General features: G+C 39.7%; 37 protein-coding genes. 6 read left to right on the forward strand and 31 right to left on the reverse strand.

Annotated elements, in window-relative coordinates:
• Positions 1-84: 84 nt before the first annotated feature.
• From ACDD58_RS08975 to ACDD58_RS09005, 7 genes are all read right to left on the reverse strand, one after another.
• Entirely contained in the window at positions 85-672 is a 588-nt protein-coding gene (locus ACDD58_RS08975) for a hypothetical protein (protein WP_370777036.1), read from the reverse strand.
• A 732-nt stretch (positions 673-1,404) separates the two neighbouring features.
• Positions 1,405-2,409 (reverse strand): hypothetical protein, encoded by a 1,005-nt coding sequence (locus tag ACDD58_RS08980; protein ID WP_370777038.1) that lies wholly within the window; start codon positions 2,407-2,409, stop codon positions 1,405-1,407.
• A 35-nt stretch (positions 2,410-2,444) separates the two neighbouring features.
• Complete coding sequence (locus ACDD58_RS08985; RefSeq protein ID WP_370777039.1) at positions 2,445-2,594, reverse strand: hypothetical protein; 150 nt, start codon at positions 2,592-2,594, stop codon at positions 2,445-2,447.
• A 454-nt stretch (positions 2,595-3,048) separates the two neighbouring features.
• Positions 3,049-3,273 carry a hypothetical protein gene (locus ACDD58_RS08990; protein ID WP_370777042.1) on the reverse strand — a complete coding sequence of 75 codons (225 nt, stop codon included), beginning with the start codon at positions 3,271-3,273 and terminating at the stop codon, positions 3,049-3,051.
• 1 nt (position 3,274) lies between these two features.
• Positions 3,275-3,475: a hypothetical protein gene (locus tag ACDD58_RS08995; RefSeq protein WP_370777044.1), complete on the reverse strand. Its 201-nt coding sequence runs from the start codon at positions 3,473-3,475 to the stop codon at positions 3,275-3,277.
• Positions 3,476-3,506: 31 nt separating this feature from the next.
• Positions 3,507-3,683, reverse strand: a complete 177-nt coding sequence (locus ACDD58_RS09000) for a hypothetical protein (protein WP_370777047.1) — start codon at positions 3,681-3,683, stop codon at positions 3,507-3,509.
• 14 nt (positions 3,684-3,697) lie between these two features.
• Positions 3,698-3,946, reverse strand: coding sequence for a hypothetical protein (locus ACDD58_RS09005; protein ID WP_147345389.1), 249 nt, complete (start codon positions 3,944-3,946; stop codon positions 3,698-3,700).
• Between the two features lie 189 nt (positions 3,947-4,135).
• Between ACDD58_RS09005 and ACDD58_RS09010 the strand changes: the two genes are divergently transcribed.
• Positions 4,136-4,669 carry a helix-turn-helix domain-containing protein gene (locus tag ACDD58_RS09010; protein ID WP_370777050.1) on the forward strand — a complete coding sequence of 178 codons (534 nt, stop codon included), beginning with the start codon at positions 4,136-4,138 and terminating at the stop codon, positions 4,667-4,669.
• 6 nt (positions 4,670-4,675) lie between these two features.
• Here ACDD58_RS09010 and ACDD58_RS09015 read toward each other — a convergent pair whose 3' ends face one another.
• Positions 4,676-4,885, reverse strand: coding sequence for a helix-turn-helix domain-containing protein (locus ACDD58_RS09015; protein ID WP_370777052.1), 210 nt, complete (start codon positions 4,883-4,885; stop codon positions 4,676-4,678).
• Between the two features lie 22 nt (positions 4,886-4,907).
• Positions 4,908-5,105, reverse strand: a complete 198-nt coding sequence (locus ACDD58_RS09020) for a helix-turn-helix domain-containing protein (protein ID WP_370777055.1) — start codon at positions 5,103-5,105, stop codon at positions 4,908-4,910.
• Between the two features lie 190 nt (positions 5,106-5,295).
• Between ACDD58_RS09020 and ACDD58_RS09025 the strand changes: the two genes are divergently transcribed.
• From ACDD58_RS09025 to ACDD58_RS09035, 3 genes are all read left to right on the forward strand, one after another.
• Complete coding sequence (locus ACDD58_RS09025) at positions 5,296-5,664, forward strand: helix-turn-helix transcriptional regulator (protein WP_015521856.1); 369 nt, start codon at positions 5,296-5,298, stop codon at positions 5,662-5,664.
• 221 nt (positions 5,665-5,885) lie between these two features.
• On the forward strand, positions 5,886-6,791 hold the full coding sequence (locus ACDD58_RS09030) for a DUF2726 domain-containing protein (RefSeq protein ID WP_370777056.1): 906 nt from the start codon (positions 5,886-5,888) through the stop codon (positions 6,789-6,791).
• A 36-nt stretch (positions 6,792-6,827) separates the two neighbouring features.
• Positions 6,828-8,060 (forward strand): tyrosine-type recombinase/integrase, encoded by a 1,233-nt coding sequence (locus tag ACDD58_RS09035; protein ID WP_370777058.1) that lies wholly within the window; start codon positions 6,828-6,830, stop codon positions 8,058-8,060.
• A gap of 159 nt (positions 8,061-8,219) precedes the next feature.
• Here ACDD58_RS09035 and ACDD58_RS09040 read toward each other — a convergent pair whose 3' ends face one another.
• The 14 genes from ACDD58_RS09040 to ACDD58_RS09105 all read right to left on the reverse strand — a co-directional run bounded on the left by ACDD58_RS09040 (position 8,220) and on the right by ACDD58_RS09105 (position 15,035).
• Positions 8,220-9,083 carry a sigma-70 family RNA polymerase sigma factor gene (locus tag ACDD58_RS09040; RefSeq protein ID WP_370777060.1) on the reverse strand — a complete coding sequence of 288 codons (864 nt, stop codon included), beginning with the start codon at positions 9,081-9,083 and terminating at the stop codon, positions 8,220-8,222.
• 159 nt (positions 9,084-9,242) lie between these two features.
• Entirely contained in the window at positions 9,243-10,088 is an 846-nt protein-coding gene (locus ACDD58_RS09045; RefSeq protein ID WP_370777061.1) for a hypothetical protein, read from the reverse strand.
• Positions 10,089-10,092: 4 nt separating this feature from the next.
• Entirely contained in the window at positions 10,093-10,554 is a 462-nt protein-coding gene (locus tag ACDD58_RS09050) for a hypothetical protein (RefSeq protein ID WP_370777063.1), read from the reverse strand.
• Positions 10,555-10,623: 69 nt separating this feature from the next.
• Entirely contained in the window at positions 10,624-10,896 is a 273-nt protein-coding gene (locus tag ACDD58_RS09055; RefSeq protein ID WP_370777065.1) for a hypothetical protein, read from the reverse strand.
• A gap of 619 nt (positions 10,897-11,515) precedes the next feature.
• Positions 11,516-11,707 carry a hypothetical protein gene (locus ACDD58_RS09060; protein ID WP_370777066.1) on the reverse strand — a complete coding sequence of 64 codons (192 nt, stop codon included), beginning with the start codon at positions 11,705-11,707 and terminating at the stop codon, positions 11,516-11,518.
• A gap of 66 nt (positions 11,708-11,773) precedes the next feature.
• Positions 11,774-12,001: a hypothetical protein gene (locus tag ACDD58_RS09065; protein WP_370777068.1), complete on the reverse strand. Its 228-nt coding sequence runs from the start codon at positions 11,999-12,001 to the stop codon at positions 11,774-11,776.
• The gene (locus ACDD58_RS09070) at positions 11,998-12,201 is read right to left on the reverse strand and encodes a hypothetical protein (protein WP_370777070.1); all 204 of its coding nucleotides are present in this window, start codon (positions 12,199-12,201) and stop codon (positions 11,998-12,000) included. The genes ACDD58_RS09065 and ACDD58_RS09070 overlap by 4 nt, the downstream gene beginning before the upstream one ends.
• The gene (locus ACDD58_RS09075; RefSeq protein WP_370777072.1) at positions 12,198-12,362 is read right to left on the reverse strand and encodes a hypothetical protein; all 165 of its coding nucleotides are present in this window, start codon (positions 12,360-12,362) and stop codon (positions 12,198-12,200) included. The genes ACDD58_RS09070 and ACDD58_RS09075 overlap by 4 nt, the downstream gene beginning before the upstream one ends.
• 223 nt (positions 12,363-12,585) lie before the next feature.
• A complete protein-coding gene (locus ACDD58_RS09080) occupies positions 12,586-13,926 on the reverse strand; it encodes a VapE domain-containing protein (RefSeq protein WP_370777074.1) in 1,341 nt (446 codons plus the stop codon).
• Positions 13,854-14,210 carry a hypothetical protein gene (locus ACDD58_RS09085; protein WP_370777077.1) on the reverse strand — a complete coding sequence of 119 codons (357 nt, stop codon included), beginning with the start codon at positions 14,208-14,210 and terminating at the stop codon, positions 13,854-13,856. The genes ACDD58_RS09080 and ACDD58_RS09085 overlap by 73 nt, the downstream gene beginning before the upstream one ends.
• Positions 14,207-14,398: a hypothetical protein gene (locus ACDD58_RS09090; protein WP_370777079.1), complete on the reverse strand. Its 192-nt coding sequence runs from the start codon at positions 14,396-14,398 to the stop codon at positions 14,207-14,209. The genes ACDD58_RS09085 and ACDD58_RS09090 overlap by 4 nt, the downstream gene beginning before the upstream one ends.
• A 4-nt stretch (positions 14,399-14,402) precedes the next feature.
• Positions 14,403-14,546: a hypothetical protein gene (locus ACDD58_RS09095; RefSeq protein ID WP_157350987.1), complete on the reverse strand. Its 144-nt coding sequence runs from the start codon at positions 14,544-14,546 to the stop codon at positions 14,403-14,405.
• Positions 14,539-14,796, reverse strand: a complete 258-nt coding sequence (locus ACDD58_RS09100; protein ID WP_370777082.1) for a hypothetical protein — start codon at positions 14,794-14,796, stop codon at positions 14,539-14,541. The genes ACDD58_RS09095 and ACDD58_RS09100 overlap by 8 nt, the downstream gene beginning before the upstream one ends.
• A gap of 44 nt (positions 14,797-14,840) precedes the next feature.
• The gene (locus tag ACDD58_RS09105) at positions 14,841-15,035 is read right to left on the reverse strand and encodes a helix-turn-helix domain-containing protein (RefSeq protein ID WP_370777084.1); all 195 of its coding nucleotides are present in this window, start codon (positions 15,033-15,035) and stop codon (positions 14,841-14,843) included.
• Positions 15,036-15,185: 150 nt separating this feature from the next.
• Between ACDD58_RS09105 and ACDD58_RS09110 the strand changes: the two genes are divergently transcribed.
• Positions 15,186-15,749 (forward strand): helix-turn-helix domain-containing protein, encoded by a 564-nt coding sequence (locus tag ACDD58_RS09110; protein WP_370777086.1) that lies wholly within the window; start codon positions 15,186-15,188, stop codon positions 15,747-15,749.
• Between the two features lie 819 nt (positions 15,750-16,568).
• Positions 16,569-17,657 carry a tyrosine-type recombinase/integrase gene (locus tag ACDD58_RS09115; protein WP_370777088.1) on the forward strand — a complete coding sequence of 363 codons (1,089 nt, stop codon included), beginning with the start codon at positions 16,569-16,571 and terminating at the stop codon, positions 17,655-17,657.
• Positions 17,658-17,839: 182 nt separating this feature from the next.
• Here ACDD58_RS09115 and ACDD58_RS09120 read toward each other — a convergent pair whose 3' ends face one another.
• The 8 genes from ACDD58_RS09120 to ACDD58_RS09155 form a co-directional block, all read right to left on the reverse strand.
• Positions 17,840-18,466, reverse strand: coding sequence for an HAD family hydrolase (locus ACDD58_RS09120; RefSeq protein ID WP_186900075.1), 627 nt, complete (start codon positions 18,464-18,466; stop codon positions 17,840-17,842).
• A gap of 39 nt (positions 18,467-18,505) precedes the next feature.
• Positions 18,506-20,545, reverse strand: a complete 2,040-nt coding sequence (locus ACDD58_RS09125) for an ABC transporter permease (protein WP_186900076.1) — start codon at positions 20,543-20,545, stop codon at positions 18,506-18,508.
• Complete coding sequence (locus tag ACDD58_RS09130) at positions 20,538-21,305, reverse strand: ABC transporter ATP-binding protein (RefSeq protein WP_117921694.1); 768 nt, start codon at positions 21,303-21,305, stop codon at positions 20,538-20,540. The genes ACDD58_RS09125 and ACDD58_RS09130 overlap by 8 nt, the downstream gene beginning before the upstream one ends.
• Positions 21,306-21,527: 222 nt before the next feature.
• On the reverse strand, positions 21,528-22,559 hold the full coding sequence (locus ACDD58_RS09135; RefSeq protein ID WP_370777091.1) for a sensor histidine kinase: 1,032 nt from the start codon (positions 22,557-22,559) through the stop codon (positions 21,528-21,530).
• Positions 22,556-23,227, reverse strand: a complete 672-nt coding sequence (locus ACDD58_RS09140; RefSeq protein WP_118209976.1) for a response regulator transcription factor — start codon at positions 23,225-23,227, stop codon at positions 22,556-22,558. The genes ACDD58_RS09135 and ACDD58_RS09140 overlap by 4 nt, the downstream gene beginning before the upstream one ends.
• Positions 23,228-23,232: 5 nt before the next feature.
• Positions 23,233-24,282 carry a 3-deoxy-7-phosphoheptulonate synthase gene (locus tag ACDD58_RS09145; protein ID WP_117921690.1) on the reverse strand — a complete coding sequence of 350 codons (1,050 nt, stop codon included), beginning with the start codon at positions 24,280-24,282 and terminating at the stop codon, positions 23,233-23,235.
• A gap of 332 nt (positions 24,283-24,614) precedes the next feature.
• Positions 24,615-26,027 (reverse strand): cell wall hydrolase, encoded by a 1,413-nt coding sequence (locus ACDD58_RS09150; protein ID WP_370777094.1) that lies wholly within the window; start codon positions 26,025-26,027, stop codon positions 24,615-24,617.
• 155 nt (positions 26,028-26,182) lie between these two features.
• Positions 26,183-26,503: a hypothetical protein gene (locus ACDD58_RS09155; protein WP_370777095.1), complete on the reverse strand. Its 321-nt coding sequence runs from the start codon at positions 26,501-26,503 to the stop codon at positions 26,183-26,185.
• Between the last annotated feature and the right edge of the window lie 198 nt (positions 26,504-26,701).

Here is a 26,701-nt window from a genome sequence, read left to right on the forward strand (position 1 = left end):
ACCTCCCTCCATCGTTACTCGATTCTCCTGCAGGTCAAATCTGTATGGGATTAATCAATCCCTTATAAACACAGGAATGCTTTATCACATCGTCGTTCCTTCCAAAAGGTTATATATCAATTCATAGCGACACATAACAAGGAAAGGAATTGTCTCTTTCAGACTGCAATATACGGAAAAATTTTCTCTTGCTTCCTGAAATGCACAATCCATTTTGTACTGTGGCAGATTTTCTTTCTCTGCATTCTTTCGCCAGGCATTGTACTTCTCCTGGAGAGATCCGTTTTGTTCTTCAAATATTTTTAGATCATCCATTGTATTTACTTCTGCCACCCCTCTTTGCATTTTTTCATAATACCTTTCATAAAAAAGCATAACCTCAAAAGGTATTCTGTTTTTTAAATGGCACCATATAGAAAACGCACTTCTTACTTCCTCAAAAATGCAATCTGTCTCATACGGCATTTTTCCTTCTTTTTCCATGCTTTTTCGCCACACTACATATTTCTCCCATACATTTCCATTTTTCGATTCAAAGTTTTTTATTTTATCTCTTTCCAAATCATCCCACTGTCGCATTCTAACAGCCAGCTCTGTTGCATTCTCCATCGTATTGTAAATTTTAAACAATTCAGGATATTTCAGTACCAGCCATAAATGCGCCTTTTCCATTCCGTCACTTTCAAAAGTGCCGTTTAAAATACACTTAAAAACATAGTCTGTCAGGAAATGTGAAATCTCTATGGTAAACCTTGGATCATGTATATTTCCATTGCATATTGCAGATATAAAATATTCCTGCTTTATTAGAAGTACCGTTGCATGATCTATTAATATTCTTCTATTTCTGTCAGCAGTCCGTTGCACTTTCCTGACTTTATAGCAATGAATAAATAGAATCGTTATTGATACTATGCATATAATTGTAACTACTAACAAAAGAGTCATCACCTCGTAACATTCCAACAATATATAATCTTCCTGTGCTTATAAGGGACAAATTTGCGTCCCTTATTTTTTAGCAGCGTTCTATAACCGCACACTGCCAAGAGCCTGTCAGCCCCATCACGGTCTCCTCCTCTTTCTTTCGTGGCTGTTACGTTTTATCCCCGTCAATGGGGCTTTCTGAAAGTTCTAAATTTCACACTTCCACCCGCACAAGTCCATTCAGTTATCAAGGTTCCATAAAAATTAATAAAGGGAAACATCTGTTCAGATTGAACTTTTCTTAGAAATGCCGTAGAATAAACTTGTTGTTTTGGTGGCATTTCTAAGAAATGTTTCCCGGAAGCCTTGTGATTGCCGTCACAGGGCTTCTTTTTTTTCTGACTCCCATTTACACAGGAGCCGATTGTCTGCATTGCTTTGATGCTACGGTCGTGAAGCTGCCGTGCAGACAGGTTGTTATTTCTTGTTCATGTTTTTTAAATGCTCTTTTAACACTGTCATATTTGTTTTACAATCTGCAAAATGACGATATCCAGAATCAAGAAGATAATATTCTTCTGTTTCACTTTCTTCTTTCGTCCATTCTATATAGTACGGATAATTCTTTACCACGATTGCATAGCCATCCGGCAGATCATAGCGATAAAAGGTTTCTTCTGTGTGTTCATTCTTACACCAGATATTCCAAGACTTATAACTGTTTATAAAATCTTCTCTCTGTGTCATGTTCTTCATGACTGGAAGTTCCGGCTGCGTTATAACGGGTTCTTTATCCTCTATCCATCCGCATCTTCCATTACAGTCTTCCTTGCAGTCAGCGCAACATTCTACTGTTTCGTTACAGCCGCAGCATACACATGTTCCGTTTGGATTCTTGCCTGTAATGCAGCCTCTTTCATACGGCAGCACCTTTTTTTCCGGCGTTGTTTGCGACGTCGCAACAGATTTTTTCTTTTTCGATGCCTGTCCCAAAGTAACTAAGGTATTTAAAGTGTCAATCAAACTTTTCTGCTCTTTCGCTTTTTCCTTTAGTGATCTCTTATAACTTCTGATCTGCGATACTGTCATATCAGAAGTAACTCTGCGGCGTTCCTGTTCCTTTAACGGAAGCATTTCTACTAACTGGGAGTAGGAATATTTTTCATATCTGTCATCGATCCACATCTTTCTGGAATCCGCATCATCTTTTGAACAAAATTCATTCCATACCGAGATCACACGCGATACTGCAGATTTATCCATATGAAAGTTCTTTTCAATACACTCATAGAAATTGTCATATCCTAATTCTTCATGGTATCCGCACAGCTCCATCTCATGAAGATGAAACCCTAAACTTATGTATCTTTTTTTGACATCCGCTATGTCCTGTTTCACATAGTTAAATGAAGCAACTGCAAGTTCATTTACTTCATCCCCGCAATAATCAGTGCCAAATACAATGTCTGTTGTTAAATCCATATCACCACCGCCTATAATTCGTATTCATCCCATGTCTACAAAAACACATACAATGCAAACAATATTATATCAGCAATAATTGCTGCTCCTATCGCCACGCGCCCATCTTTACTAATCCACCCAGCAATAATTCCAAGAACAAAATTAACAATTATTACTATGATCATAATAGTTAAAATACTCATTTCACTGTCTCCTCTCCGACAACCATGTGATCACAGCTACAGTTACCACACCGCAATAACCAGCTTTCTTCCTACCACCAGCCTATGTTCCAAGATTTTGCAAATTCGACTGCCTCAACTTCTTCTTTTGGAATCGTGTATGTTTTGTCCTGGTACCTAAATCTGTAATATTCTCTATGATTTTCTATGTGTCTTATAAAGAAAACTGACGACATGCTTTTATACAACTGGTTCGAATACAGAATCAGTTCGACATCCTTACAACTGCGTAATTTAAACAATACCTGATATCTGTATTTCTGTCCTGCATTTTTCTCTGACAAACCACATAAATATAAAATGACTGACCGATCAGGGTATACTATTGGATGCACGATAATTACAAACACGATGCTTACTGTAATAATAATAATTTCTCTCATATAAAGGAGGTCCTCCCATGCCTATAATTGATTCAGTACTCAATAACTTTTCCATTTTTATCTATAATATCTATCTTGCAATTTGAAATGTCCTCTTTTGGAATGTTGCTTGGATATATTCCACCACATTCTCTTCTGCATCTATCACATCTGTTGTATAATGCTCCGCGCAAACATGACGAATACATTTCTCCATAAGTAGGATGATTACACTTTGGTTTTCCTTTATTACATGAATAATATCCACAACTACTCATTTCATCCTCTCCTCTCCGACAGCCACGTGATCACAGCCGCTGTCACCACATCCTCCGGTTCCCATGAATCGGATATCTCTCGTTCTGTTCCCTGAAGCTGTTCATGTTCCCATCCGGATAATTGTTTTGCAGCATTTTGAAGTTCTTCATAAATAGGTTCCGGAATGGAGATTGTTATCTCTCGTTTGTTGTCCCGATCCATGTTGTCACCTGCTTTCTAATATCATTGACACTTACTCAACCTTTTTCTTCTCTTTGGTTGCGTCTTTCTTTTTAAATAAATACGCATATTCACCATTTTTCCCATCCCGGAACATCCTTGCCACATCCTCTGTACTCTTTCCAAATAAAGCCCAAATGAGTTGATCAGAAGTTACAGGATTCTCTTCATCAAAGACAATGTTGTTCATAAATTTTGCCTCCTTTAGTCTGGAATATCCTTGTATTTAATATTAATACTGATCCCAACCATATCTGCTAACTTATAAAGTTCTCCCAATTTGATACTGGTAGGATTCTGCAGCTTATTTCGTAAAGTCCGTTCCGACATCCCGGCTTTCCTGCTTGCAATATCTGTTGACATATTATTGCGACGCAAACCACCTACAATCATTCCAGCAACAAAATCACAACGTGCACTTTCCTTGTCTTCACACAGTTTTGTTTTTGGCAATATAAACACCCCTTTCCGCTATTGCGACGTCGCAATTATTTTTTTCTCAAAATCTCGTTGAATCATACGCTAATTTAGCTTATAATCAGTATTAAATATTAAGTTTAACTATCACATTTTCATATTAGAACTGTAGAGCCTATTTGTCAATATATTTTTAGGTCTTTTTGTTCTATTTTTGGAGGAATTATGTTTTTAAGAGACACAAAAACCACTCACATCGCTCAAAATCTCAAAGAATATCGTATATCTCACAACCTAAAACAAACTGAAATGGCTGACCTATTAAAAATGAATTATCAAAATTATTCCAAAATGGAACGCGGCGTATATCAGCCTTCTCTTGACAAGCTTCTAGAAATTTGCGATATTCTTATGCTTACTCCCAACGATCTTTTACAAGAAGGACGCAGTTTTGATGAATATAAACAGGAATATATCGAAAAATTTGATAATGAACTGCTCCAATTTCTCGATATAGTACACATTATCGAAGAAGAACGTGCAAAGGCAGATTATGCTCACGCTACAGGCAATTACAAAGCTGAAAGTTTATCCTTAGACATTATCTTTCATGCTCTGGTTAAAACCGATGATGAAAACATCAATTATAGAAAAATGATAGACACCCTCTACTACGATTACATCAATTCTTATATCCGCAAATTTTCCGATAAAACTCACAAAGAATTGTATCAAAAAATTTTAGAAAAAAATTTTTAGCTGTTTTCAGTTTTTCAACAAATCATTCGGTGCAACATGAAGTTTTTCACAAACTTCCACAAACTTTTGCAGAGATGGCTTATAACATCCTCTTTCCATTTTAGAGTAATTTTGATAATTCATTTCCAAAGAAACAGCCATCTCTATCTGTTTCTTATGATTCTCCAATCTATATTTCTTTAAATTTATAGGAATATTTTTTACTGAATATTTCATAATGTCCTTTTCCCTCTCACCCCTACTCCGCATTTTCTTCTAAAAAATAATCAACAGACACACCAAAATAATCTGCAAGAATTTTAAGCTTATCCGTTTTAGGTTTACTTCTCCCACTTTTCCAATCTGAAAAAGTAGATCTTCTAATTCCTGTATCTATTGCCACACGATAATCTGTAATACCTTTATCGTTTCTCAACTTAACATACTTACTGTACACTTCTTCTCCTTTCCGAATTTTATATTGATTCAAGTTCGGAAATCAGTTATAATATGTTTGCGGACAAATTATAATATAAACAAGTATTCTGTTCTGATTTCCGAACCCTTTTATATATTAAAACGGATTTCAGAATTTGTCAATACCTTTTTGTACTGATTTCAGAACTGCATAAGAAAGGTAAAACGGCATGTATGAAAGATATTGCGAATTAAGAGATTCTCTCGGTTATAGGGATTCAGATGTTGCAAAAGGAACCGGCATAACAAAATCCACTTTTTCAGACTGGAAAAACGGACGCAGTATTCCAAAGGATGAAAAATTAAAAAAAATTGCTTTATTTCTTGACACATCTGTCGACTACTTAAGATATGGAGACCAAGCCCCACAATATTACTTAAATGACGAAACTGCTAAAATGGCACAAGAGATTTTTGATAACAAAGAACTACGAATGCTTTTTGATGCTGCACGAGATGCAGCCCCTGAAGATCTGGAGGCTGCTCACACTATGATTCTTGCCCTAAAGAGAAAGGAACGAAAAAATATTGACGATTGATTACCAGGTTCAATTAATACATTTCCCCAATAGTACTACAAAAGAAGCTGTTGTTTTAAATGAAGATGATAGTTACACGATATTTATAGAGTCTTCGTTATCACGTGAAGAACAACAGTCTGCTTTTTCCCATGCAATGAAACATATTCTAAACTGCGATTTTCAGTTCAACGATGCCAATCAAATCGAAACAAATGCACATAGCACGAAAGGAGTTTTTTATGCAGCAACTCATTAGTATGATTTTTTTCTTTTTTGCAGTCTATTGTATATACAAACGCTTTTCTTTAAAAGCTATCATCTGCACATCTGCTTTACTTGTATTACTGTATTGGATCGGTTCTCACTATCTGCACTTGCCTATGAATCCTATTGTAAGTCTGATAATTTTTGCCATATCAATATATGCCATTTATTCATTCTTTAAAAACAGACATCATTCATCTAATATGCAGAATTCTCAAAGCAACACTTTACAGAATGATTCAACATCCGATATGCAACAGATCGAGACCAATACTCAAACTCTTCAACCACTTGATGATGAGATTGTTAATAGCATTATGAATGATCCAAGTGCGTTTTATACACAAACATCTTCCATCATGAATTCCAATGAGACGCGAATGTTTTATTACATTAACAAAGCACTGGACAAATTAATTGCTAATCCAAATGAGCGCTCTTCATTTTACGTTTTTCCGCAGGTAAGTTTACATTCTTTTATTAAAATACGCACAGAAGAACTGCAGGATCATCCAGAAGAACTTGATACCGCACGCAGACTCTTACTTAATAAAAATGTGGATTTCATTATTTGCAAATGTCAAAAAAGATATTTTTCTACATCAGGAAGCACACAACACAAACAAACTTATTATGAATATCAGCCCTTTATAATGATAGAATTAGATGGTACATCACATTTTTCACCGAAATATTATGGAGAAAAAGCACTGTTTCAACAGCAAAAAAGCGATGCATTCAAAAACGCCTTATCAGATAATTTTACGATTCCTCTCATCCGGCACGAATTGCCAACTAATACAATTCATCGCGAAGATTATCAAAAAATACTGGAAGCATTGCGCCCTTATTTCTCGCAAAATTCTATCCTAACAAAATGATTTTAATCTTCATTCAACTCAAGCGAGGTATTCATTATGCCAAAAAAGAGAAAAGGCGAACTGCCCAGCGGAAATATACGCAAAAAAGTTTACGACCATTCCGAACTTTGCTTCGATGAACACGGGAATCCTATTATTGATCCAAAAACAGGGCGACAAAAGAAAATTAAAAAATATATATCCGTTACTGGAGAAACTGTCGCAGAAGCAAACCAGTTAAAAGCTCAGATCATGGCAAATAAGCAGCTTATGAAGCGTCCTCTTAATCTGACTTTATACGAAGCTATCGACAAATATATCCAATCCTCTGATGCTATACTCTCACCCGCAACAATACGCGGTTACCGTACCATACAGCGCAATGCTTTTAAGAGCATCATGTATTGTAAACTCTCCCAGCTTTCCACAGAACTTTTACGTGATGCCGTTAATGCTGAATCCAAACGAACCACCGGAAAGAAAAATCCACGACAGATAAAGGCAAAAACTGTTATTAACGAATACGGTCTTATCACTGCCGTTATTAATACTTATGCTCCAGCTCTTGACTGTACTGTAAAGCTCCCACAGATCGAGCATAATCAACATGAAATTTCTACTCCAGACGTGATTTACCAGATTGTAAAAGATACACCGATCGAACTTCCTGTTCTGCTTGCTATGTGGTTATCTTTAACTGAATCAGAAATTCTTGGACTTACAAAATCAAAATCCATCTCCTCTGATGGCTGCTATATTACAATAAAAGAAGTGATTGTAAAAGACGAGTACAATAATGCTGTCGTAAAAAATAAAGGAAAACAGCCAACCAGAGATCGCACACTGCGACTGCCAGAATATCTGAAACAGTTGATTGACAAAGTAGAAACAGATCAGCTTGTAACCTTATCTGGAACAGCTTTATCAAAACGTTTTAACCGCCTTATTAACAAAGCAGGCATTCCACACATGACTTTCCATGATCTTCGGCATGTAAACGCATCCGTCATGGCGATCCTCCGTATTCCGGATAAATACGCCCAGGAACGCGGAGGATGGAAAACTGATCATATCATGAAAAGTACCTATATGCAGACATTCTCCAGTGAACGTACTGCAATAGACAACCAGATTGATCAATATATGCAGGATACCCTTTTTAAAAATGCTTCTGAACAGAAAAAAGAACAGAAATATCATCATTGGCTGGAGTTATTTGATCTTAAAGATACCAAAACAAACCAAAAACAGTTCTTAAAATTCTGCGATGATAATCATATCAATCTATAAAAGTATTCCACAAAACATTCCACATTTCTGCAAACATGTTGGTTTTTCAATACTTGTAAGATTATTTCAGCGGGTTCGATTCCCGTTGTCTGCTTTATAAACGCTATGAGGTGCCTGTTTTGGGTGTTTCATAGCTTTTTTGATACTCAAATGATACTATTATAATTCCAGTGCAACCCGCTCCGTGGAACTGGTCCAGGTACGGTTAAAGTGCTCTACGCCTGATCCATGCAGTGCAGCATTGTATAAACCATCATTAAGAAACGGTCTTAAGGTTCGCCCATTCCTGCCACTTCCAAGTGCCCTTAGAGCGCTGTTTTCAATCCGGCATACTTTTCCCCAGTCAATGCCCGTTTCCACTTCTATCTGCCTGCATGACTTCCCATGCTCATATCTGTCATGAATCACACCCCGCTGATCCTCCGGCAGAGAATCTACGATATCCCAGATCCCAGCTTTTAATTCTTCCTGCTGCATATCATCAATCACGGCTGACATAGCATTGTTTTCATCCGGTATCATATCAATCAGTGTATCGGTACCGCCCTCGTCTTTCAATGGCATGTCAAGGCTTGCGATCTGCCCCATTCTGACGGACTTTTCAAGCTCCCTTACTACTTTATCAGATAACCCCATATTGCGGGCTATTTCCTGCCGTGTGGGCTTTCTATTAAGGTATGTTTGAAACGCATTGACCATCTTCTTATACTCGTATATCTTGACACGTTCATGCTCTGGAATCCTTACAGGGCTACCGCTATCACTGATATAGCGTCTGAGTCTCTGATCTATCACAGGCGTGGCATAAGATAAGAATTTATTCCCGTTATCCTGATTGAATCCGTCTATTGCCGGATATAATGCAAGATAGCCTTCCTGCTGTAAATCCTCTATATCAGCATATGCACTGTATTTACGTGCTATCTTGCAAATCATCCCCTTATTCTGTTCCCATAGTAAAAGCATGTTATCAGCCGTATCTATTCCCGCCTTTATCCGGGCAACCAGTTCTTCATTGCTCATTGTCGTACCTCATAAGAAAATACCCCACACCGACCAGACAGCCAATGCGGGGCAATGGTAATGTATACCATAAATATGCAGCTTAAATTTAAGGTTACGCCGGATCACTCCGGCAGGTTACTATATCAACCAGGCGCGTGCTCCTGATTAATAACTCATTTAGGCTTTCACAAGCTCCTGATAATATATTGCTGTCTTTTTATTATCCAGTACAAACGCATCATAACAAATACGCCCCTCAACAAGTGATCCACTGATTCCCGGCGGATCTTGATGGATCTTATAATCTTCCAGCTTGGTAGGTGCTACCGTTGCGCACGGATGGCACATGATGAAACCGCAATTCTCCGGTAGTCTCGTCGCCGGTACCTTGATAACTGATGCACCGTCCAGATTGGAAACAACGCCCTGTTTTCGCAACTGTGTATCCACGTCGGTTTCCATCACGATATCTTTTGACTTTTTCATAATGCGGTATACATCCGGCGATACGATAATAAAACGCCCCTCGTCTGGCACTTCTGCATTATCAAGGGCATTTGTTGCCTTTGTGATCTCGTCATAGATGTTTTCCGGGGTAAGTGCCACTGCTGCCGGTTTTGTTCCTGCGCCTGCTGCAATAACTCCATACACATAAGAATCAACCTCAGGTATAACAACTTCTCTCTGCTGTCTTGCAAGGGCAGATGCTCCAGCAAGCTGCTGTGCTGTCTCGTCTGTATCAAGTTTATCGATCGCGAACGTGAATGATCTATCATTCTTCAAAGTGAATTCTTCTGTTGTTGCGTCAAGGCTCTGCACTGCTCCGTAACGGCTGCCTTTTGCTCCACTTCCTGTTCCTGCTCTGTCGTAATCATTCATTGTTCCGGTACTGATTTTATATACCTTGATCGTGTGTGCACCTGTCCAATTAAAATCCTGATTGGTTACAAGCTCTTTCTTACTCTCTTTTGCAAAAATTTCATCCACATAAGGCTGAAACTGCGTTACTAAATTAATAGCCATACTATTATCCTCTTAGCCCCATAGCTGACCGGATGCCGGTATCATTGGGTAATGAATGAATCGGTGCAGTAAATACAATCCTTGACCGCTTATCTTCCAATTCCTTACTCCAGCCACGCGGGGTTCTTTCTTCAATAATTTTGTTAATGGTTTCAAGCGATTTTTTCAGATCATTTTCATTATCGCCCCGGATCACGTCCGCCAGTTCGTCCGGATAACCAGCTTCACGCACTGCGCTTAATACTGTAAATCTCTGTTCTTTCGCTTTCAGTTCGGCTTCTCTCTTGTCAAGTTCTGCCATTCTCGCATCATTTTCATCTGCGGTCTGTGTCTTGCTTTTTTCTTTTGCAAGTCTTTCTTGCACAATTCGGTTCACATCGTCCTGAGTAAATGTCTTACCATTCTGCTGCATTCCCTCTGTGCCTGTCTGTGTTCCCTCTGCCGAGGTGTTCTGTAAATCTCCCATGATTTACCCATCCTTTCGTTTTACGCCCGAAATAGGCTTATTCCGCTTTTCCCTGCGTGTGGGTGGATTTTACGCTATTCCTGCGGCGGTCTGTCTCCGCTCTATCATGTCAATGTATTGTTTTCGCTTTCGATAGAAACTGCGGCGGCTTACTGGTACACTGTCACCACGTAATGCAGCATGCTTTTCTACTGTCTCGAATGATGCTTTATTGATAAATGAAAAGTACAGTAATGATCCAATATCTGAATCAACATCGTTCGCCATTTCCCGTAATTCACTATTCGTCATATCTCTGCATTTTTTCTGCAACGCATTCATGTAACATCTGCTATTTGTCATCCGCTTCTCCTCCGATGATTCCAGTCTACCATACACGCACGCATGTTTTGTGCCAATATGTCAGCGTGCAACATTCTTTTCTATATCCTCAAGATATGCCACCAAATGCAACTATTACCGGCTAAAATGTCAAGTTTTGTCAAGTTCTATATATCACAACACCTTAGTAAATCTTAGTGTGGTTCTGGTTGCTTTTTCTCTTTGCATTTTCTTTGCATTTTCTTTGTATTTACCTTACATTTTCTTCCTATAAATTTCCTATATTTACCACATTTTACAAGGCTTAAACCTTGGGTTTTCTTAGGCTCTAAGGCACATAGAATCAACAAAGCGTTCGCTTTCAATCCGAACGAAACGTTCGCTTTGTGTGCACCCTTTTTTGTGCATCACTCTCCATCATTTTCCACAATGAAACGTTCGCCTTATGAAACGCTTTTTGAAACGTTCGCTTTCATCCACCATTTTCCACCAGCTTTTGAAACGTTCGCCTTGCTGATATGTGAAACGCTTTTGAAACGCTCCGCAACCAAAAAGACCCACACTCTGACACTGTATTTCTACAATGTCGTGGTGTAGGTCTTAATGGGTTTAGGGCTTGTTTCATTCGGAGCGTGCCGCTCTACTTCATTTCTAATAACAGTGGTCTTTTGCTATCTGCTTCAGCAAATATCTTATCCCATAACCGAATCACTGTTTCATGTCCGTTTTCTGCTGCACTCGCTTTAACCATTAATTTGAATTGCAAATATGTATCAAATCCATTTTCTGCTAAGGCATCCATAACCTCTTCTATTAATTTTTTTAAATCCATATCTTTTCCTTTCCGCCGGAATCTGCTACAATGCAGATGTAATCGGCTTTCGTGCTGATTTGTTGGTTACTTGCCCTGTGATGGTGTTCCCGCACCGTCCGGGGCGTTTTTCATTGCTAAGATCTCATCAAGTTCCCTGTTGAGTTCTGCCAGTTCTTCCATATCTTTCTTATCTGAGATTATGTTATTGCAAAATACTGCAAGCGTGGGTTTTCCTGGGTGTTCATCACGAAACCGCGCTATTTCTTCCACATCAAGCAACATCAGCTTTTTTCTTAATTCCTCGTAGTTCATCCCTTACACCTCTTTTCTATCAGCTCCAGCGTGTCCAGTACCAATGATCGGACATCTTCGCCGTACTGCTGCACTATCTCCGCTGCTCTCTTTGTCAATTTCTCCCATTCTTCATCCGTCCGGGCGGTGTGGTGCTGCAGAAACATCTTCCAGAGGTCGGCATATAAGTTCCATATGTTTTTAAGTTCTGGTTCTGTCATGATTCGCCTTTCTCCAGAGAACATGCTATTCTCTCTAATGCATCCGCTATTCTGCGCAAATCCAAATCAATCATATAGTTTTTCATTACTTCTCTTTCTAGCGGGTTCATTTCCAACAGACAGTGAACCCTTTCAATTTCCTTGTTGAGTTCTGATTTCATACTTTTTTCTCCTTTCCTTGTGCGGTTGCTTTGGTAGCCTTTATTTTCTTCAACTAACCTTTTTAAGCGTATTTACTGTATATTTACTTATTTTTCTTTTTTTAATTAAGAAATAAAGCAACCAAAGAAATAAATCATGAGGGGTCTTATATTTTTTAGCTTTTTAAGGTTTCTTTATGGGTTACTTTGGGGTATCTTTAGTAGGTTTCTTTGCACTGTTTTTTCATGAAAACGGCAGTTCTTCTTGTATGCCAATATTTAAAAATCCATCTTTAGCAACCACATCAGGCAACCTGTCCCATGCAATTTGAATACCATATTTTTTGAATTTTCTTTTCTGACTATTTGATTTATGACGTTCCCACCCCACAATATTTATATCCATAATCTGCGCGATTTCTGTTAGTTCATATCTCTTTGGCTCGCAATCTTTTCCAAGTGCTTCACTATAAATCACTGAAGTACAAACCGTATCGCCTTCATAATTGTCAAGCCATTCTTGGATAATTCCTATTTTAGGATCCTCTGGCTCAAACTGTTTCCGAACTTCATCTAGCTGCATTTGCAAATGCTCAGGAAATACAAGCGAATAATCATTATTATCATAATAGTGCATTGCTTCCGCCCATGCCTTTTCTATATATTCCCGGGCTTCTTTTTCATATTTTACCGGATGGAGTTCTGCTCTATCTGAATGAACCATTAGAGGAATAAAACGCCTATTTCCAGTCTTATCACTTGGCAAAAATGCTATATTATTTGTCGTTCCGATAAAAACACATTGCCTAGGGTAATCTTCCGGATATTTCGCATACGGCACTTTATACACATCTTTTTGTCTTGAAATAAACTGCTTTATCCCCTCGACGCTTTTAGAATTTGCAGTTGCGAGCATTTCAGAAAATTCTATGATCCATCGCCCCTGCATATATCTGTATGCGTTTTCACCATCAAGATTTTTTAACTCATCAGTAAACCAATCATCATCATGCGCCATATACCGAACCATTGTTGATTTTCCGCCGCCCTGCTTCGGTTCTACCAAGCACACAACGATTTCAAATTTACAACCAGGATGAAAAACCCTGTGAATTGCACCAATCATCAGTAACTTTGTTGCTTCTGTTGTGTAATCGCATTTGTCACAACCTAAGAACCTCGGGAATAGCGTTTCGATATACTTTTTGCCATCATAACGCAATGATTTCAAGTAGTCTTTTACTGGGTGATAACTGCACTGTCTTGCAATGCATTCTATCGCCCTCGGGATTCCCTTTTCGCTTGTCAATCCGTATTGCGATTCCAAAAATAAACGAATAAAATTGACATCACTATCTGTGATATTGGGTGATTGTTCACGCTTCCACCATGCACCATACACTTCTATCATTCTTGACATTTCATTATAACGAAACATTTTTCGCGTTTTTTCATCATATAGCAAAGCCTTCATACAATTATTCATTGTTTGCGCTACACTTCCGCTTTTTCCTACTTGAAGCCCAGCATTTGCGATATTATCGCATAATTCTGTGACCTGCTCGCTTTTTTCTTCTTCTGACACTGTAATTCTTTTACCTTCCTTTCATAATCTTTATGTGTCTGCTCTACCAGCCACGCCCCAGCGTCGCGCTCCTGTTCTATCTCATAGGTTCGCTGTGTCTTGTAATAAAAGCCGTAGATAGTTTTTACCCTGCCGCGTTTTAACTCATCCAATCGGACAAATACACGTTCTAAGAACGCTTGATCTGTGACGGAATAGCCGTATAACTTCCGGCACCAGTCCCAGCCGCACCAGGTATCAGCGTTTAGGCTCTGATAGAATTCCTCTTTACTTGGTGCACTCATACGCTCGCCTTTCCGTCATAAATGCGCTCATAGAAGTACTTCGCATTAATCTTGCCAGCCATGACAATGAACCCCTTTTCGGTCATTTCCGCGTTTAACTGGCGTATCAGGCTATATGCTCGACTTGTGCTGCACTCCATGATCTGCGATACATCAGCAGCAGATAAGAACCGCTTTTCTTCTGCCATGCTTTCACGCTCCTTTCTCTTCCTTGGCTGCGATCTCATTCAGTCCAGATATAATTCCCTTAATTGCATACTTTTCCATGTACGTTGGCACGGAATAGAACTTATTAAGCTCTCTTAAAATGATCTTTGCCTGTTCTTCTTTACTCATAGACATTCCCCCTACCCGTTCTTTTAACGTATTCCTCAGAGATCATCAGCTCTGTTTCGTCTACTTCTGGATCTGCATCCGGGTTATAAGTCATAGTGATTCCCAAAACCACATTATCAACGGTTCTTTCAAGATAAATCATCACACCGGTTTCTTCTGCATTGATTGCAGTTACAACCCCTGTCACTGTGTACCCCTCTAAAATTTTCGCGTTTACCTCTGCATAATCTCTAAATTTTACCTGTGCCATTCTCTTTCCTTCCTTTCTCTCTTACTACATCGCCGCCAGGCTCTTTAATCAATAAGTTCCGCTGGATCCACTTCCAGTGCTTTGCAAATTTCTCCAAGCTTTTTCATTGGTGCATTCCTGCGCCCGCTTAGAATCTGCACAATAGATTCATATGAGCAGCCGACCGCTTCCGCTAGTTCTCTGGAACTCATACACTTGCGCACCATTGCAATTTTTAATTTCTTTGTGTTGATTTTCATTTACTCACCTCTTTTCTTTTCAGTAACTTTTGTTGCTGTGCTTTTAATATATCAGTAACTTTGCTTACTGTCAAGTGCAAAAAAGTAATTTTTGTTACTGCAATTATTTTCAAAGTGTGTTATAGTTCTTTATATGAAAGGGGTGAAACAATGCCGACAGGAATTAGAATAAAAGAAATACGCAGAAATAAAGGGCTTACGCAAAAACAATTGGGCGAAAAATGCCATATTGCCGAATCAACAATCAGACGTTATGAATCTGGTAACCTAAATCCTAAAATAGAAACTTTGCATAAGATAGCAGATGCACTTGGTTGCACTATGCACGAATTACTAAATGGAGATGATACTTTTAAAGCAATAACAAATACTACAATTTTTGAAAATGCAGACGGTAGCCGATACGAGAAAACAGAAACGACTATAGAGTTAACCGATAGGGCAAAATTTATTGATTGTTATGATAATATGAATAAAATAGGTCAACGTGAAGCATTGAAACGCGTTTCAGAAATGACAGAACTAGAAAAATACACTCGAAAACGTGATAAACCGAAGTTAGAAACCGTATCAGATGAAAAATTGAAACAAGATTATAAATACTATCCTCCAGACACACCGGAACTCAATGCAGCACACACACGAACAGATATTGATATTCCAGATAATGTTGATACTTCCGAGAATGATATAATGGATGACGAGAATTTCTAAAGTTGCTAATCCCAACTTTAGAAGTGCAAACCATGCACCACCGGATTTTCTAAAAATTTAGAAAACGCACCGTCGAACTTTCGACAGTGGAAGCCACTCAAATTTCTGCACCTTTCCGACGGTATTCGTCGAAAGTTGGTAAATACAACTTTAAAGATGCAGATCATGCAGAATAGCCGGGCTCAATCTTGCGCTGGGGATACTCAGACATAAACTGGATTGGTTCAAATCAGCCGCAACCAAAACTGGCTCCGGCAAAACTGAAATAATCGGTCTTGCCAACGCGGGGAATCTTCCCTAGGTCTGACTGTCCAGTTTGGGTCAGTCACAAGGGGCGTAACGAACTGGAACGCCCTGATAGAACGATTCGTTCGGTCAGCTCCACAACCGGACAAATTGACCTTTCGACGAGTTCATAACGACAAATCAATATGATTTAGTATCTTCGTCCGAAATTCGGACAAAGCACACCAAGTCAATATTATTGAACTGCTGCCCGGGTGTCCTTTTATCGGACAGCTCAAAAGTGAGTTTTCATCGCTTCCCAACTTATTGGGAACTGCTGCCCGGATTGAGGGGAAGGGCATGTGTACTATCCCCCCTTTTTTTTTGCCGGATGTGACAATTACTCACACCCAAACGGGCTTAAGTGGTGGAACCGCTCAAATTTGAGCGAAACCCCGAATAAAAAAGTACGGGTTCAACGGGCTGACTTTTCAGCTCACCACAATTTTGTGGTCGCTCAGCGCCAAATGGTCCTCAGTAAATATTTCTCTTTTACTACATCGCCGCCAGAGATATAGAAAAGAGGTAAAATATATGCCAGTATTCAAAGACGAAGCACGAGGAACATTCTATGTAAAGACCTATTACACAGACTATACAGGGGCGAAAAAACAGAAACTGAAACGCGGGTTTAAGCTACAGCGTGATGCTAAAGAGTGGGAACGGGAATTTATTACCAAACAGGCGGCACAGCCATCTATGCCGTTTAAAACGCTCTCTGATCTGTATCTGGAGGACAAGCAGGCTCACACAAAGAAAATAACCTATGAAACAAAGAAGAACCGGATTGACACATGGATTCTTCCATACTTCAACACACAGCCGATCAATGAGATCAGTGCGCCAGACATAAGGAAGTGGCAGGCAACTCTAAAAGAGTCTAAGAATGCCAACAATGAACCTTTGTCCGCCGGATATATGCAGAATCTTGTCATGGAGCTGTCAAGCATCTTTAATTTTGCAGTGCGTTTCTATGGGCTTGCTGTCAATCCCTGCCACATTGCCGGTAATACCGTAGGCAAGAAAACGCGCAGCCTTAACTTCTGGACAAAGGAAGAATTTGATAAATTCATAGGTACCTTTGAGAAGTCAAGCCCTTATTACGTTGCTTTCCTGATGCTCTATTATTGCGGTATGCGTATCGGGGAACTGGAGGCTCTCACTGCTGCCGATGTGGATTTGGACACAAACGCCATAACTATTAATAAAACCTATCATCTGATCAATGGTCAAGGTATTGTGACAACTCCAAAGACGCAGAAAGCCAACCGAACAATTATCATTCCCCCGTTCCTGTCTGCTGTTATCCGGGAATATGAAAAACGCATATACGGTTTAGAAGCTGATATGCGCCTGTTCACGGCATCACATTCGACCTATGCCCGTCAGATGGAAGATCACACCAAACAAGCCGGTATCAAGCGCATACGGCTTCATGATATAAGACATTCACACGCAAGCCTTTTAATTGAAATGGGATTTTCTGCCCTTCTGGTATCGGAGCGGCTTGGACATGAAAATGTATCAACCACATTAAACATCTATTCGCACCTGTTTCCATCCAAGCAGATTGAGGTTGCGGAAAGATTAGAAAAATTATGCGCTGACAACACATATTTGTGATACTAAAATGATACTAAAAAATTGCACAGACAAAAAAATAACGGGAAAAACAAGCCTTATTTATATGATTTTCATCCAGAAATAGACCAAAAATCATGTAAAATCACAACTTGCGATTCCCGTTGTCTGCTTAATAAAAGCTGTGAAGTGCTTATTTCATGCATTTCACAGCTTTTTTGATACTAAAAGATCTCACATCCCTGTACTATTTTTTCCAGATCCTCCACAAGTCCCTCTTTTGACAACACCCGCTTTGCCTGCATACCGTAGTTTACTGCTGCCTGCACATTTTCCAGACGGTCATCAAAAAACAGACATTCTGATGGTTCTAATCTGTATTTTTCACAGAGTGCCTCATAAATTGCACGGTCCGGTTTTGCCTTGTGAATCATATAGGAAACGATCAGTCCATCAATATCATTCATGAAATCTGCATATTCTGTGTGTTTTTTAAATAATTCCTCTGAATAATTCGATAACAGATACACTTTATATCCCTGTTCTTTAAGTTTGTGCACAAGTTCCCAGACTTTCGGCCTTGCCACAGGCATATACTCTCCATGTCCGATAAACCAGCGGATCACTTTTTCATCCTTTGGATATTTTTTACAATAACGTTCAATGATCTCCTGCTGTGAAACTGTCCCAAGATCAAGCAGTCCCCACAATCCTTCCGGATCATCAAACATTTCCGTTCCAATACGCACTGCCTCTTCCTCTGTGAATCCGTAATCCATCAGCATATATTTCCACCGGTAAGAAAGCAGGACATCTCCCACATCAAATATGATATTTTTTACCTGTTTCATGATCATCCTCATTTTCTGTAATTTTCTCTTACTTATAAGTTATACCTGATTTCCCACAATTTTGTAATAACTTTTTGATGTAATTATAAAAACTGCCAGATAGATCAGACCAAATACCAGCACCGTACCGGCTAAGCACCATGCAAATAAAGTTCCATTATACAATGACACCAGAGCAAGCAGTTTTTTCAGCATCGGATATGCGGCTGCAAGATGGCATGCCGCCGTAGCAAGTGGCAGGAAAAATACCATACGCACCTGGGAACGGATCGTCGCTTTTACCTCTTCGTTGCTCATTCCGACTTTTTCCATAATGGCAAACCGTTCTTTATCCTCATAGCCCTCTGATATCTGTTTATAGTAAATAATAAGTACTGTGATCATTAAAAACATGCTTCCTAAAAACAGCCCCAGGAAAAGTAATCCGCCATTGCTCGTCTCATAATCAATATGTCCCTCTGCTCTCGATATTACATTGCAGTCCAATCGCATGGTCTTAGGATTCGTCTCATCATTCTGCCATTCACTGACACGCTCCCGCACAGCATTGGCGCAGGCGATTTTTTCTTCTCCTGTTCCGCTCATGTCAAAGTTCATCACATAAGTAAGATCCACAGTCCGCTCTTCCCCATATGCTTCTGTCTCCATAGCCGCAAGCTGCTTTCGCATATTCTCCAACGCGTTTTCGTCTTTTACGATAAGGATAACCGAACCACCCACAAATTCTGACACTGCATCTCTTATTGGAAATTTCATGGACTGTTCCACAGGATACTCTGTATTTCCCATTACGATCGTATCCTGCTCATATACAGAATCCATCATCACTGCCACACTTCCATCCGGTATATCCGGGATCGTTTCCTGCATATATTCCTCAAAGCCGTCTTTTGTCATAATCTCCAGTACATACATATTAGAAAAATCCATAGCAGATCGATCCAGTGCCGTAATTTTATTTCCGGTCATCGCCACCGCAGTTCCTACATAGCTTCCTTTCTGTTTTCCTGTGATAACTCTTCCATTCTCTTTTATCACACGCTCAATTTCATCTGCCATCCGGTTAAATGTCTGTGCATCCTGCTGTCCATCCGGATCATAAAATATCAGTTCAAGCTCTGCCGGATACTGTGTTTTCAACTCATCTTCGATTCCTGCATACATGCACACTGTCATCGAGATCACAACAAGTACCATTGTAGATAAAATACAGATATTGGCAAGTCCCACTGCATTCTGCTTCATCCGGTAGATCATGCCGGAAACCGTTGTAAAATGTCTGGTCTGATAATAATAACGTTTATTTTCCCGCAGCAATTTTAAAAATGCAATACTGCCGGCATTAAAAAGGAAATAGGTTCCGACAATAACTAACATAACCGCCACAAAAAACAGACTGACCGCTTTTACCGGATTATCCGTTGTAATCGCGATATAATAACCGGTTACAATACATAAAATTCCAAGAACCGCCTGAATGATTTTTGTTTTTGGTTCACGTTCTCCAGTGTTTCCGCTGTGAAGCAGTTCTACCGGATTCGAAAGCCGGATCTGCATCAGGTTATAAAGAAGGATACACACATAAATAGCACCAAACATCTCAGCGGTATGAAGGCATCCCCATCCTGAAATATAAAATGGAATCGCCGCCTCAAGACCGGTCAGCCGGTATAAAAACATGGTAAGTAATTTTTGGAATACGATTCCAGTTATCAGACCTCCGCCAACTGCGATCAAAAAGGAAAATACTGTTTCCCACGCCATAATTTTGGCAACGTGGATTTTTTCCATACCAAGAATATTATAAACTCCAAGTTCTTTTTTTCTGCGTTTCATAATGAAACTGTTCGTATAAAATAAAAAGATGCTGACAAACACACCGACAACGACCACACCAAAATATAGAACTATCTGGACACTGCTGCCCCCGCGCATTTTCGAAAGTCCATCATTTCCCTGGATCGCACACATCGTATAGAACATCATGGCTGACAGCATCCCAGCGATCACATACGGCAGATAAAACTGTCTGCTGTTTTTCAGATTGCTCCATGCAAGCCTCAGATAAAGTCTATTCATGACGCTCACCACCTGTCGTTAAAATGGTAAGTGTATCAGATATTTTCGCATAAAGTTCTTCGATACTCATATCTCCCCTGTACAACTGATGAAATACTTCCCCATCTTTAATAAACAGCACACGTTTCGCATGACTTGCCGCTTTGATGCTGTGTGTCACCATAAGGATCGTTTGTCCGTCCTCATTGATCTGATTAAACAATGACAGAATACTGTCTGTCGCTTTTGAATCAAGTGCCCCGGTCGGTTCATCCGCTAAGATCAGCTGCGGATCTGTGATAAGTGCACGTGCAACTGCCACGCGCTGTTTTTGCCCGCCGGAAATCTCATATGGATATTTTTCCAAAAGTTCTTCAATCCCAAGTTTTTTTGCAAGAGGGTATGCTTTCGGCTCCATCTGCTCCGGTTTTACTCCTGCAAGTACCAGTGGAAGCAGAATGTTATCTTTCAGGCAGAATTGATCTAATAAATTAAAATCCTGAAATACAAATCCAAGATGATCCCTTCTGAATGCAGAGATTTCTTTTTCGCGAAGCGTTACGATATTTTTTCCATTCAAAAGGACCTCTCCTGCAGTCGGTTTATCCAGTGCGGCAAGAATGTTAAGAAGTGTTGTTTTCCCTGATCCGGACTCTCCCATGATCGCCACATACTCTCCTTCTTCCACAGAAAAATTCATGGATTTCAATGCCTCTACCTGGTTTCCTCCAAACCGCGTAGTATATATTTTCTTTAAATTGTTTACCTCTAAAAGTGCCATTTCAGACTCCTCCCTGTCTTTTCTATGCTCAGATTGTTCCTGCAGTCATCATTATTTTTATCACAGCAGTCTTGTTTCATTTCCTTAAGGACTGTATCAAGTATAACAAAAGAGGGAAATGCAAGCTATCGAATCAGCTTACATTTCCCTGCTGTATCTTACATTATCGTAAGATTGCATTTTCTGTTATATGATACTGCTTTATTTTTTGAAATAATAGTTTTAACCGATTTTTACGACTGTCCCAACACCCTCTTTTGATGTGATCGCAAATGTATGTCCCAGTTTTTTCAAAATACGACTGCACAGATACAGACCGATTCCGCTCGAATGCTGCCCTTCATGTCCATTACATCCGGTATATCCCATCTCACAGATACGGGGCAGATCTTCTGCACGGATTCCGATTCCGGCATCTTCGATGACAAGGCAAACCGAACTTGTACTGCCGTTTCCCATTTCTGTCTTTTTTGCATGGGCGATTTCAGGCAAAGGCACCGACATGGTTCCATCTCCATCTTCCAGATAAATCTTAATGCTTCCTGTCTTTGTGTATTTAACTGCATTTGATATTACCTGTTCTATAACAAATGAAAGCCATTTTTTATCCGTAACTACGCTTGTTTCAACCGGTTCATAACATAGACTGATTTTTTTTGCAATAAACTGTCTTGCATATTTTTTTACAGCCCCCCGTATGATCGTCTCTTCAAATACAAAATCCGTTGTTTCTGAATCGAGACGCTGATACTGCAATGCCATTTCCACATACTGTTCAATATCAAACAGTTCGGAAAGTTCCTCTGTCATCTTTCCATCTTCATTTTTATTCTGAAGCAGAAGACGCAGCGCAGCGATCGGCGTCTTGACCTGATGCACCCACATGGCATAATATTCCTGCATATCTTTCTGTCTGGCAGCCGCCTGACTCTGCAGTCCTGTATATTCATCTGCCAGTATCCGAAGCAGCTTCTGATACTCATTTTCCAACAGATCTGCAGTTTCCGGCATTCCATCTGTGGAAAGCATGATGCTATGTTCCAATTCTTTTATTTTCTGATAATGCCTGTAATACCTTGCTGCATCAAAGACCAGAAGGATCAGCAATAAAAATAACGAGATAAATATCCCATAGAGGATCTCTGCAAATGCTATTTCATTGAGCATCATCGTTGCGATCATGATCACTTCACACACAATGACAATGCACAGCCAGCCAATACTTCTTTTTATATAAGCAATAATACCTCTCATCCGATCTGATACCCGATTCCTTTTCTCGTTACAATAAAATCATAAAGTCCAACAGATTCTAACTTTTTCCGTAACCGGTTGACATTAACAGAAAGTGTATTTTCATCCACAAAACTGTCACTCTCCCACAATTTTACCATCAGAGTATCTCTTGAAACGACTTTCTGCTTATTTTCCATAAGCACCTGTAAAATCTTAAATTCATTTTTGGTCAATTCTATTTTTTTCTGTTCATAAAACAATGCTGCCTCTGTCAGATTCAGCATAGCTCCCTTATGCTCTAAAACAGCACTCTGCCCGGTAAAATCATAAGTTCTCCGAAGCATCGCCTGCACCTTTGCCGTCAACACTTCAAGGTCAAATGGTTTTGCAATAAAATCATCTCCACCCATACTGACCGCCATCACAATATTCATATTATCCGATGCGGACGATACAAAAATAACAGGTACTTTTGAAACTTTACGGATCTCACTGCACCAGTGATAGCCATTAAAAAAAGGAAGTTTGATATCCATCAGAACAAGCTGTGGATCAAATGCCGCAAATGTGCCGGTCACATTTGAAAAATCTTCGGCACAGCATACTTCATAATTCCAGCTTTCCAGATGGGTCTTTACACTTCGTGCTATACTTTCATCATCTTCTACGATCAAAATCCGATACATATTTTTTACCACAGTTCTGCCAGTTCATAAATGAGTTTTTCTGTTTTCTCCCAGCCAAGGCAAGGATCTGTAATTGACTTTCCATAGCAGTGCCCGCCGACTTTCTGATTTCCATCCTCTATATAACTCTCAATCATAAGTCCCTTGACAAGTTTATGAATATCAGCAGACATCTTACAACTGTGCAGTACATCCTTACTGATTCTGATCTGCTCCTCAAATTTCTTGCCGGAATTAGAATGGTTGGCATCAACAATCACTGCCGGATTGGCAAGCGGATTGCTGGATGAGTTTGCATCCTCATAATGCTCTAACAGGTTCTGCAGATCTTCATAATGATAATTCGGGATATTTCTTCCAAATTTATCTACATAACCTCTTAAAATAGCATGTGTATATGGATTGCCCTGCGTTTTTACCTCCCAGCCACGGTATAAGAATGTATGGCTGTTCTGTGCCGCAATGATGGAATTCATCATAACAGCAATATCACCGCCTGTCGGATTCTTCATACCTACCGGTATCCCCACACCACTTGCTGTCAGTCTGTGCTGCTGGTTTTCCACAGAACGTGCACCTACTGCTACATAAGAAAGCAGATCTGATAAATATCTGTGATTTTCCGGATATAACATCTCATCCGCACAGGTAAATCCTGTCTCCTCCACTGCACGTTTATGCATCTGGCGGATGGCTATGATTCCTTTTAACATATCAGTCTCTTTCTCCGGATCCGGCTGATGCAACATACCTTTATAACCGATTCCAATTGTTCTTGGTTTATTGGTATAAATACGCGGAATCATAAAAATCTTATCAGCAACTTTGTCCTGCACTTTACGAAGTCTTGATATATAATCAATTACCGCATCCTCATTGTCTGCGGAGCACGGTCCGATCACCAGAATCAATTTATCTTCTTTTCCCTCAAATATTGCGCGGATCTCATCATCACGCTCTGCTTTCGTAGCAACGACCTGTGCACTTACCGGATACTCTTCCTTCAGCTCTGCCGGTGTCGGAAGTTTCCGTAAGAACTCCATTTCCATTTCCATATTATCCTCCGTTTCTGCGCCTTCTCTATCTTCTTTTATGTCACTGTTATCCTCACAGGACTTCTTTGTTATCTGCGCACTACTTTTTTCACATTAGTTTTGCCCGTAAAACTTGCAATCTGTTTTTCATGCCGCTTTTTCTTTTTCGCTTTAAAGCATTGCAGTATGAAGTTCCTTTAAATAATACTGTGTTCTCTCTGATCTGTCAATCCCTTTTAGGGATTTTCATGAGCTGCCCGGAGGGCTTTTTAATTCATAGGACATAATTTCCTATGAATTAAAAAGGGCAGGTATCTCATTAAAATACCTGCCTGAAAATAAATATCTATATCTTAGTAAAATACATGATTTCCGATCACAACACCAGCGCGTCCAGAACTTGCTCTTGAAAAACAGGTTGCACCGCCTGTATTATCGGAACCACCTAATGCCTGCTGTGCTGCCTGTACGCAGCTGCTCTTTGGTCCGTTTGCTGCAATGCTTGCAACCATTCCCTGCCCTGCTGGTGGGAACTGTCCGCTCTGGTAAATAACACCGGAAATACTTGATGGATATGCACCTGAACGAAGTCTGTTCATAACAACTGCTCCAACTGCAAGCTGTCCCTCGTAAAGTTCGTTACCTGCTTCACACTGGATCAGTGCTGCAAGAAGTGTTACATCATCATAAGATGCTGAAACTGAAGCATTCTGCACAGTAGTTGTCTCTTTCGTCTGTGCTGCTTTTGCTGCTGCCTCTTCCTCAGCTTTCTTTGCTAATGCCGCCTTTTCTTCTTCTATCGTAACTGCCTCACCGAGTGCAAGTTCTGTGGTAACATAATCCGCACTGACATATGCAGTCTGTCCTTTATATTTAACAGCAACCCATCCATCCTCTGTCTCAGCGTCTGTATCAACTGTCAATGTTGTTCCCTCTGAAACAGCAGTGATAACAGATGCATCCTCCGATGCAGCATTTCTGACACGAAGTCCATTCGTATTAACCTGTGCCTCTGTCTCAATGTTTTCCTGTGCATAGGCAAGTGCATCCTCGCCGGATACACAATAATCGTTGTTTACATATCCATCAACATCGCCGGATACGACATGGATCCATGTATCTCCATTCTCAACGACATCTGCCACATCACCTTTATATAATTTACCGATAATCTCTGCATCCGCATCCCCAGATGCTCTGACATATAAAAATTCATCAACATCTGCCATCAGACGATTCTGCCACTCGGCATTTTCGGTATTCTGAATATTTTCTGTATCTTCTATATTTTCCGTCTCTTTTGTATTTTCTATATCTTTTGTATTTTCTACATCCACTGTATTCTCAGTGTCTGTTTCACTATCCACATCTGCATTCTGCACATCTTCTACGGCATCAGCTTCCTGCGTCGTTTCATCTTCCTTAGAATCAGCCTGCGCAGATTTCTCTACGGATACTGTTTCTTCCTGTACTGCTGATGCTTCTTCTGTATCTTCTGCTACCTGCGCTTCCTCATCTGCCGAAGCAACAAGTATCGTCTGGGAGTTCTCAACTCCTGCTGCTGCCATCTCTACTGCATCTGTACTTACCTGATTTAACTGTGCAACAACACCTGCTGTCCCATCTGTAGCTAAGTCCGTCCTTGTGTCTGCTACAACCGATACTGCTTCTGCTGAAACTGTACTGGCTGCATCTGCAATCGCGCACATCACTACCATAGAACCGGCAAGCATGATTCCGCTGATTGCTCTTTTTCTTAAATTCATAGAAAACCTCCATCAGTGTTTACCATCTTATGTAAATAGTATTACACCTTTGTTTCGTTTTATTCATCTTTGTTACAATTATTACGGATTTATTACAATGTGGATTATAGCAAAGCAATACTAAAATGTCAAGTGTTTGACATTTTCTTCCTTTTTTAAGAAAAAACCTCCTCTATAACATCACGGATTACTGTCACGGACTCAGCATCCTGATCACTTTCCTGTTTTTCCTTTTCTAATGTATTTTGTGCCCTGCTTTCTATCTGCTTTTCTGCCTGTTTCTCTGTTTGTTTCACACATCTATCATTTTCTATCTTCTGCAGTTTTTTTTCAATTTCTTCGTTCATCAAAAAGCTTTTCCGCTCCACTTTTTTTATCCTGTGTAATACATAAATCAGCAGGATCAGCATCAGTATACCGCTTCCTATATAAAGCCATTCTGCATATTCTGCTATAAAGATTCCTATCTGTTCCATGTATACCACCTCTCTTTTCCGGACTTATCGATAGATCATACTGTCCTTTTTCTTATTAATTATAGAAAGAACAAGTCCGTTTGAAAAGGTCTTCTGACTGTTTTTTGACCGCAACTTTTGACATTTTCAGTCATTTACCCGCCTGCTTTTTATGCCCCTTTTGTCTGCTGTTTTCTATTTTATAAGTCTTTTCTTGAC

The sequence above is a fragment of the Roseburia sp. genome, from assembly GCF_041325975.1.
Classification (GTDB): Bacteria; Bacillota; Clostridia; order Lachnospirales; family Lachnospiraceae; genus Roseburia; species Roseburia rectibacter.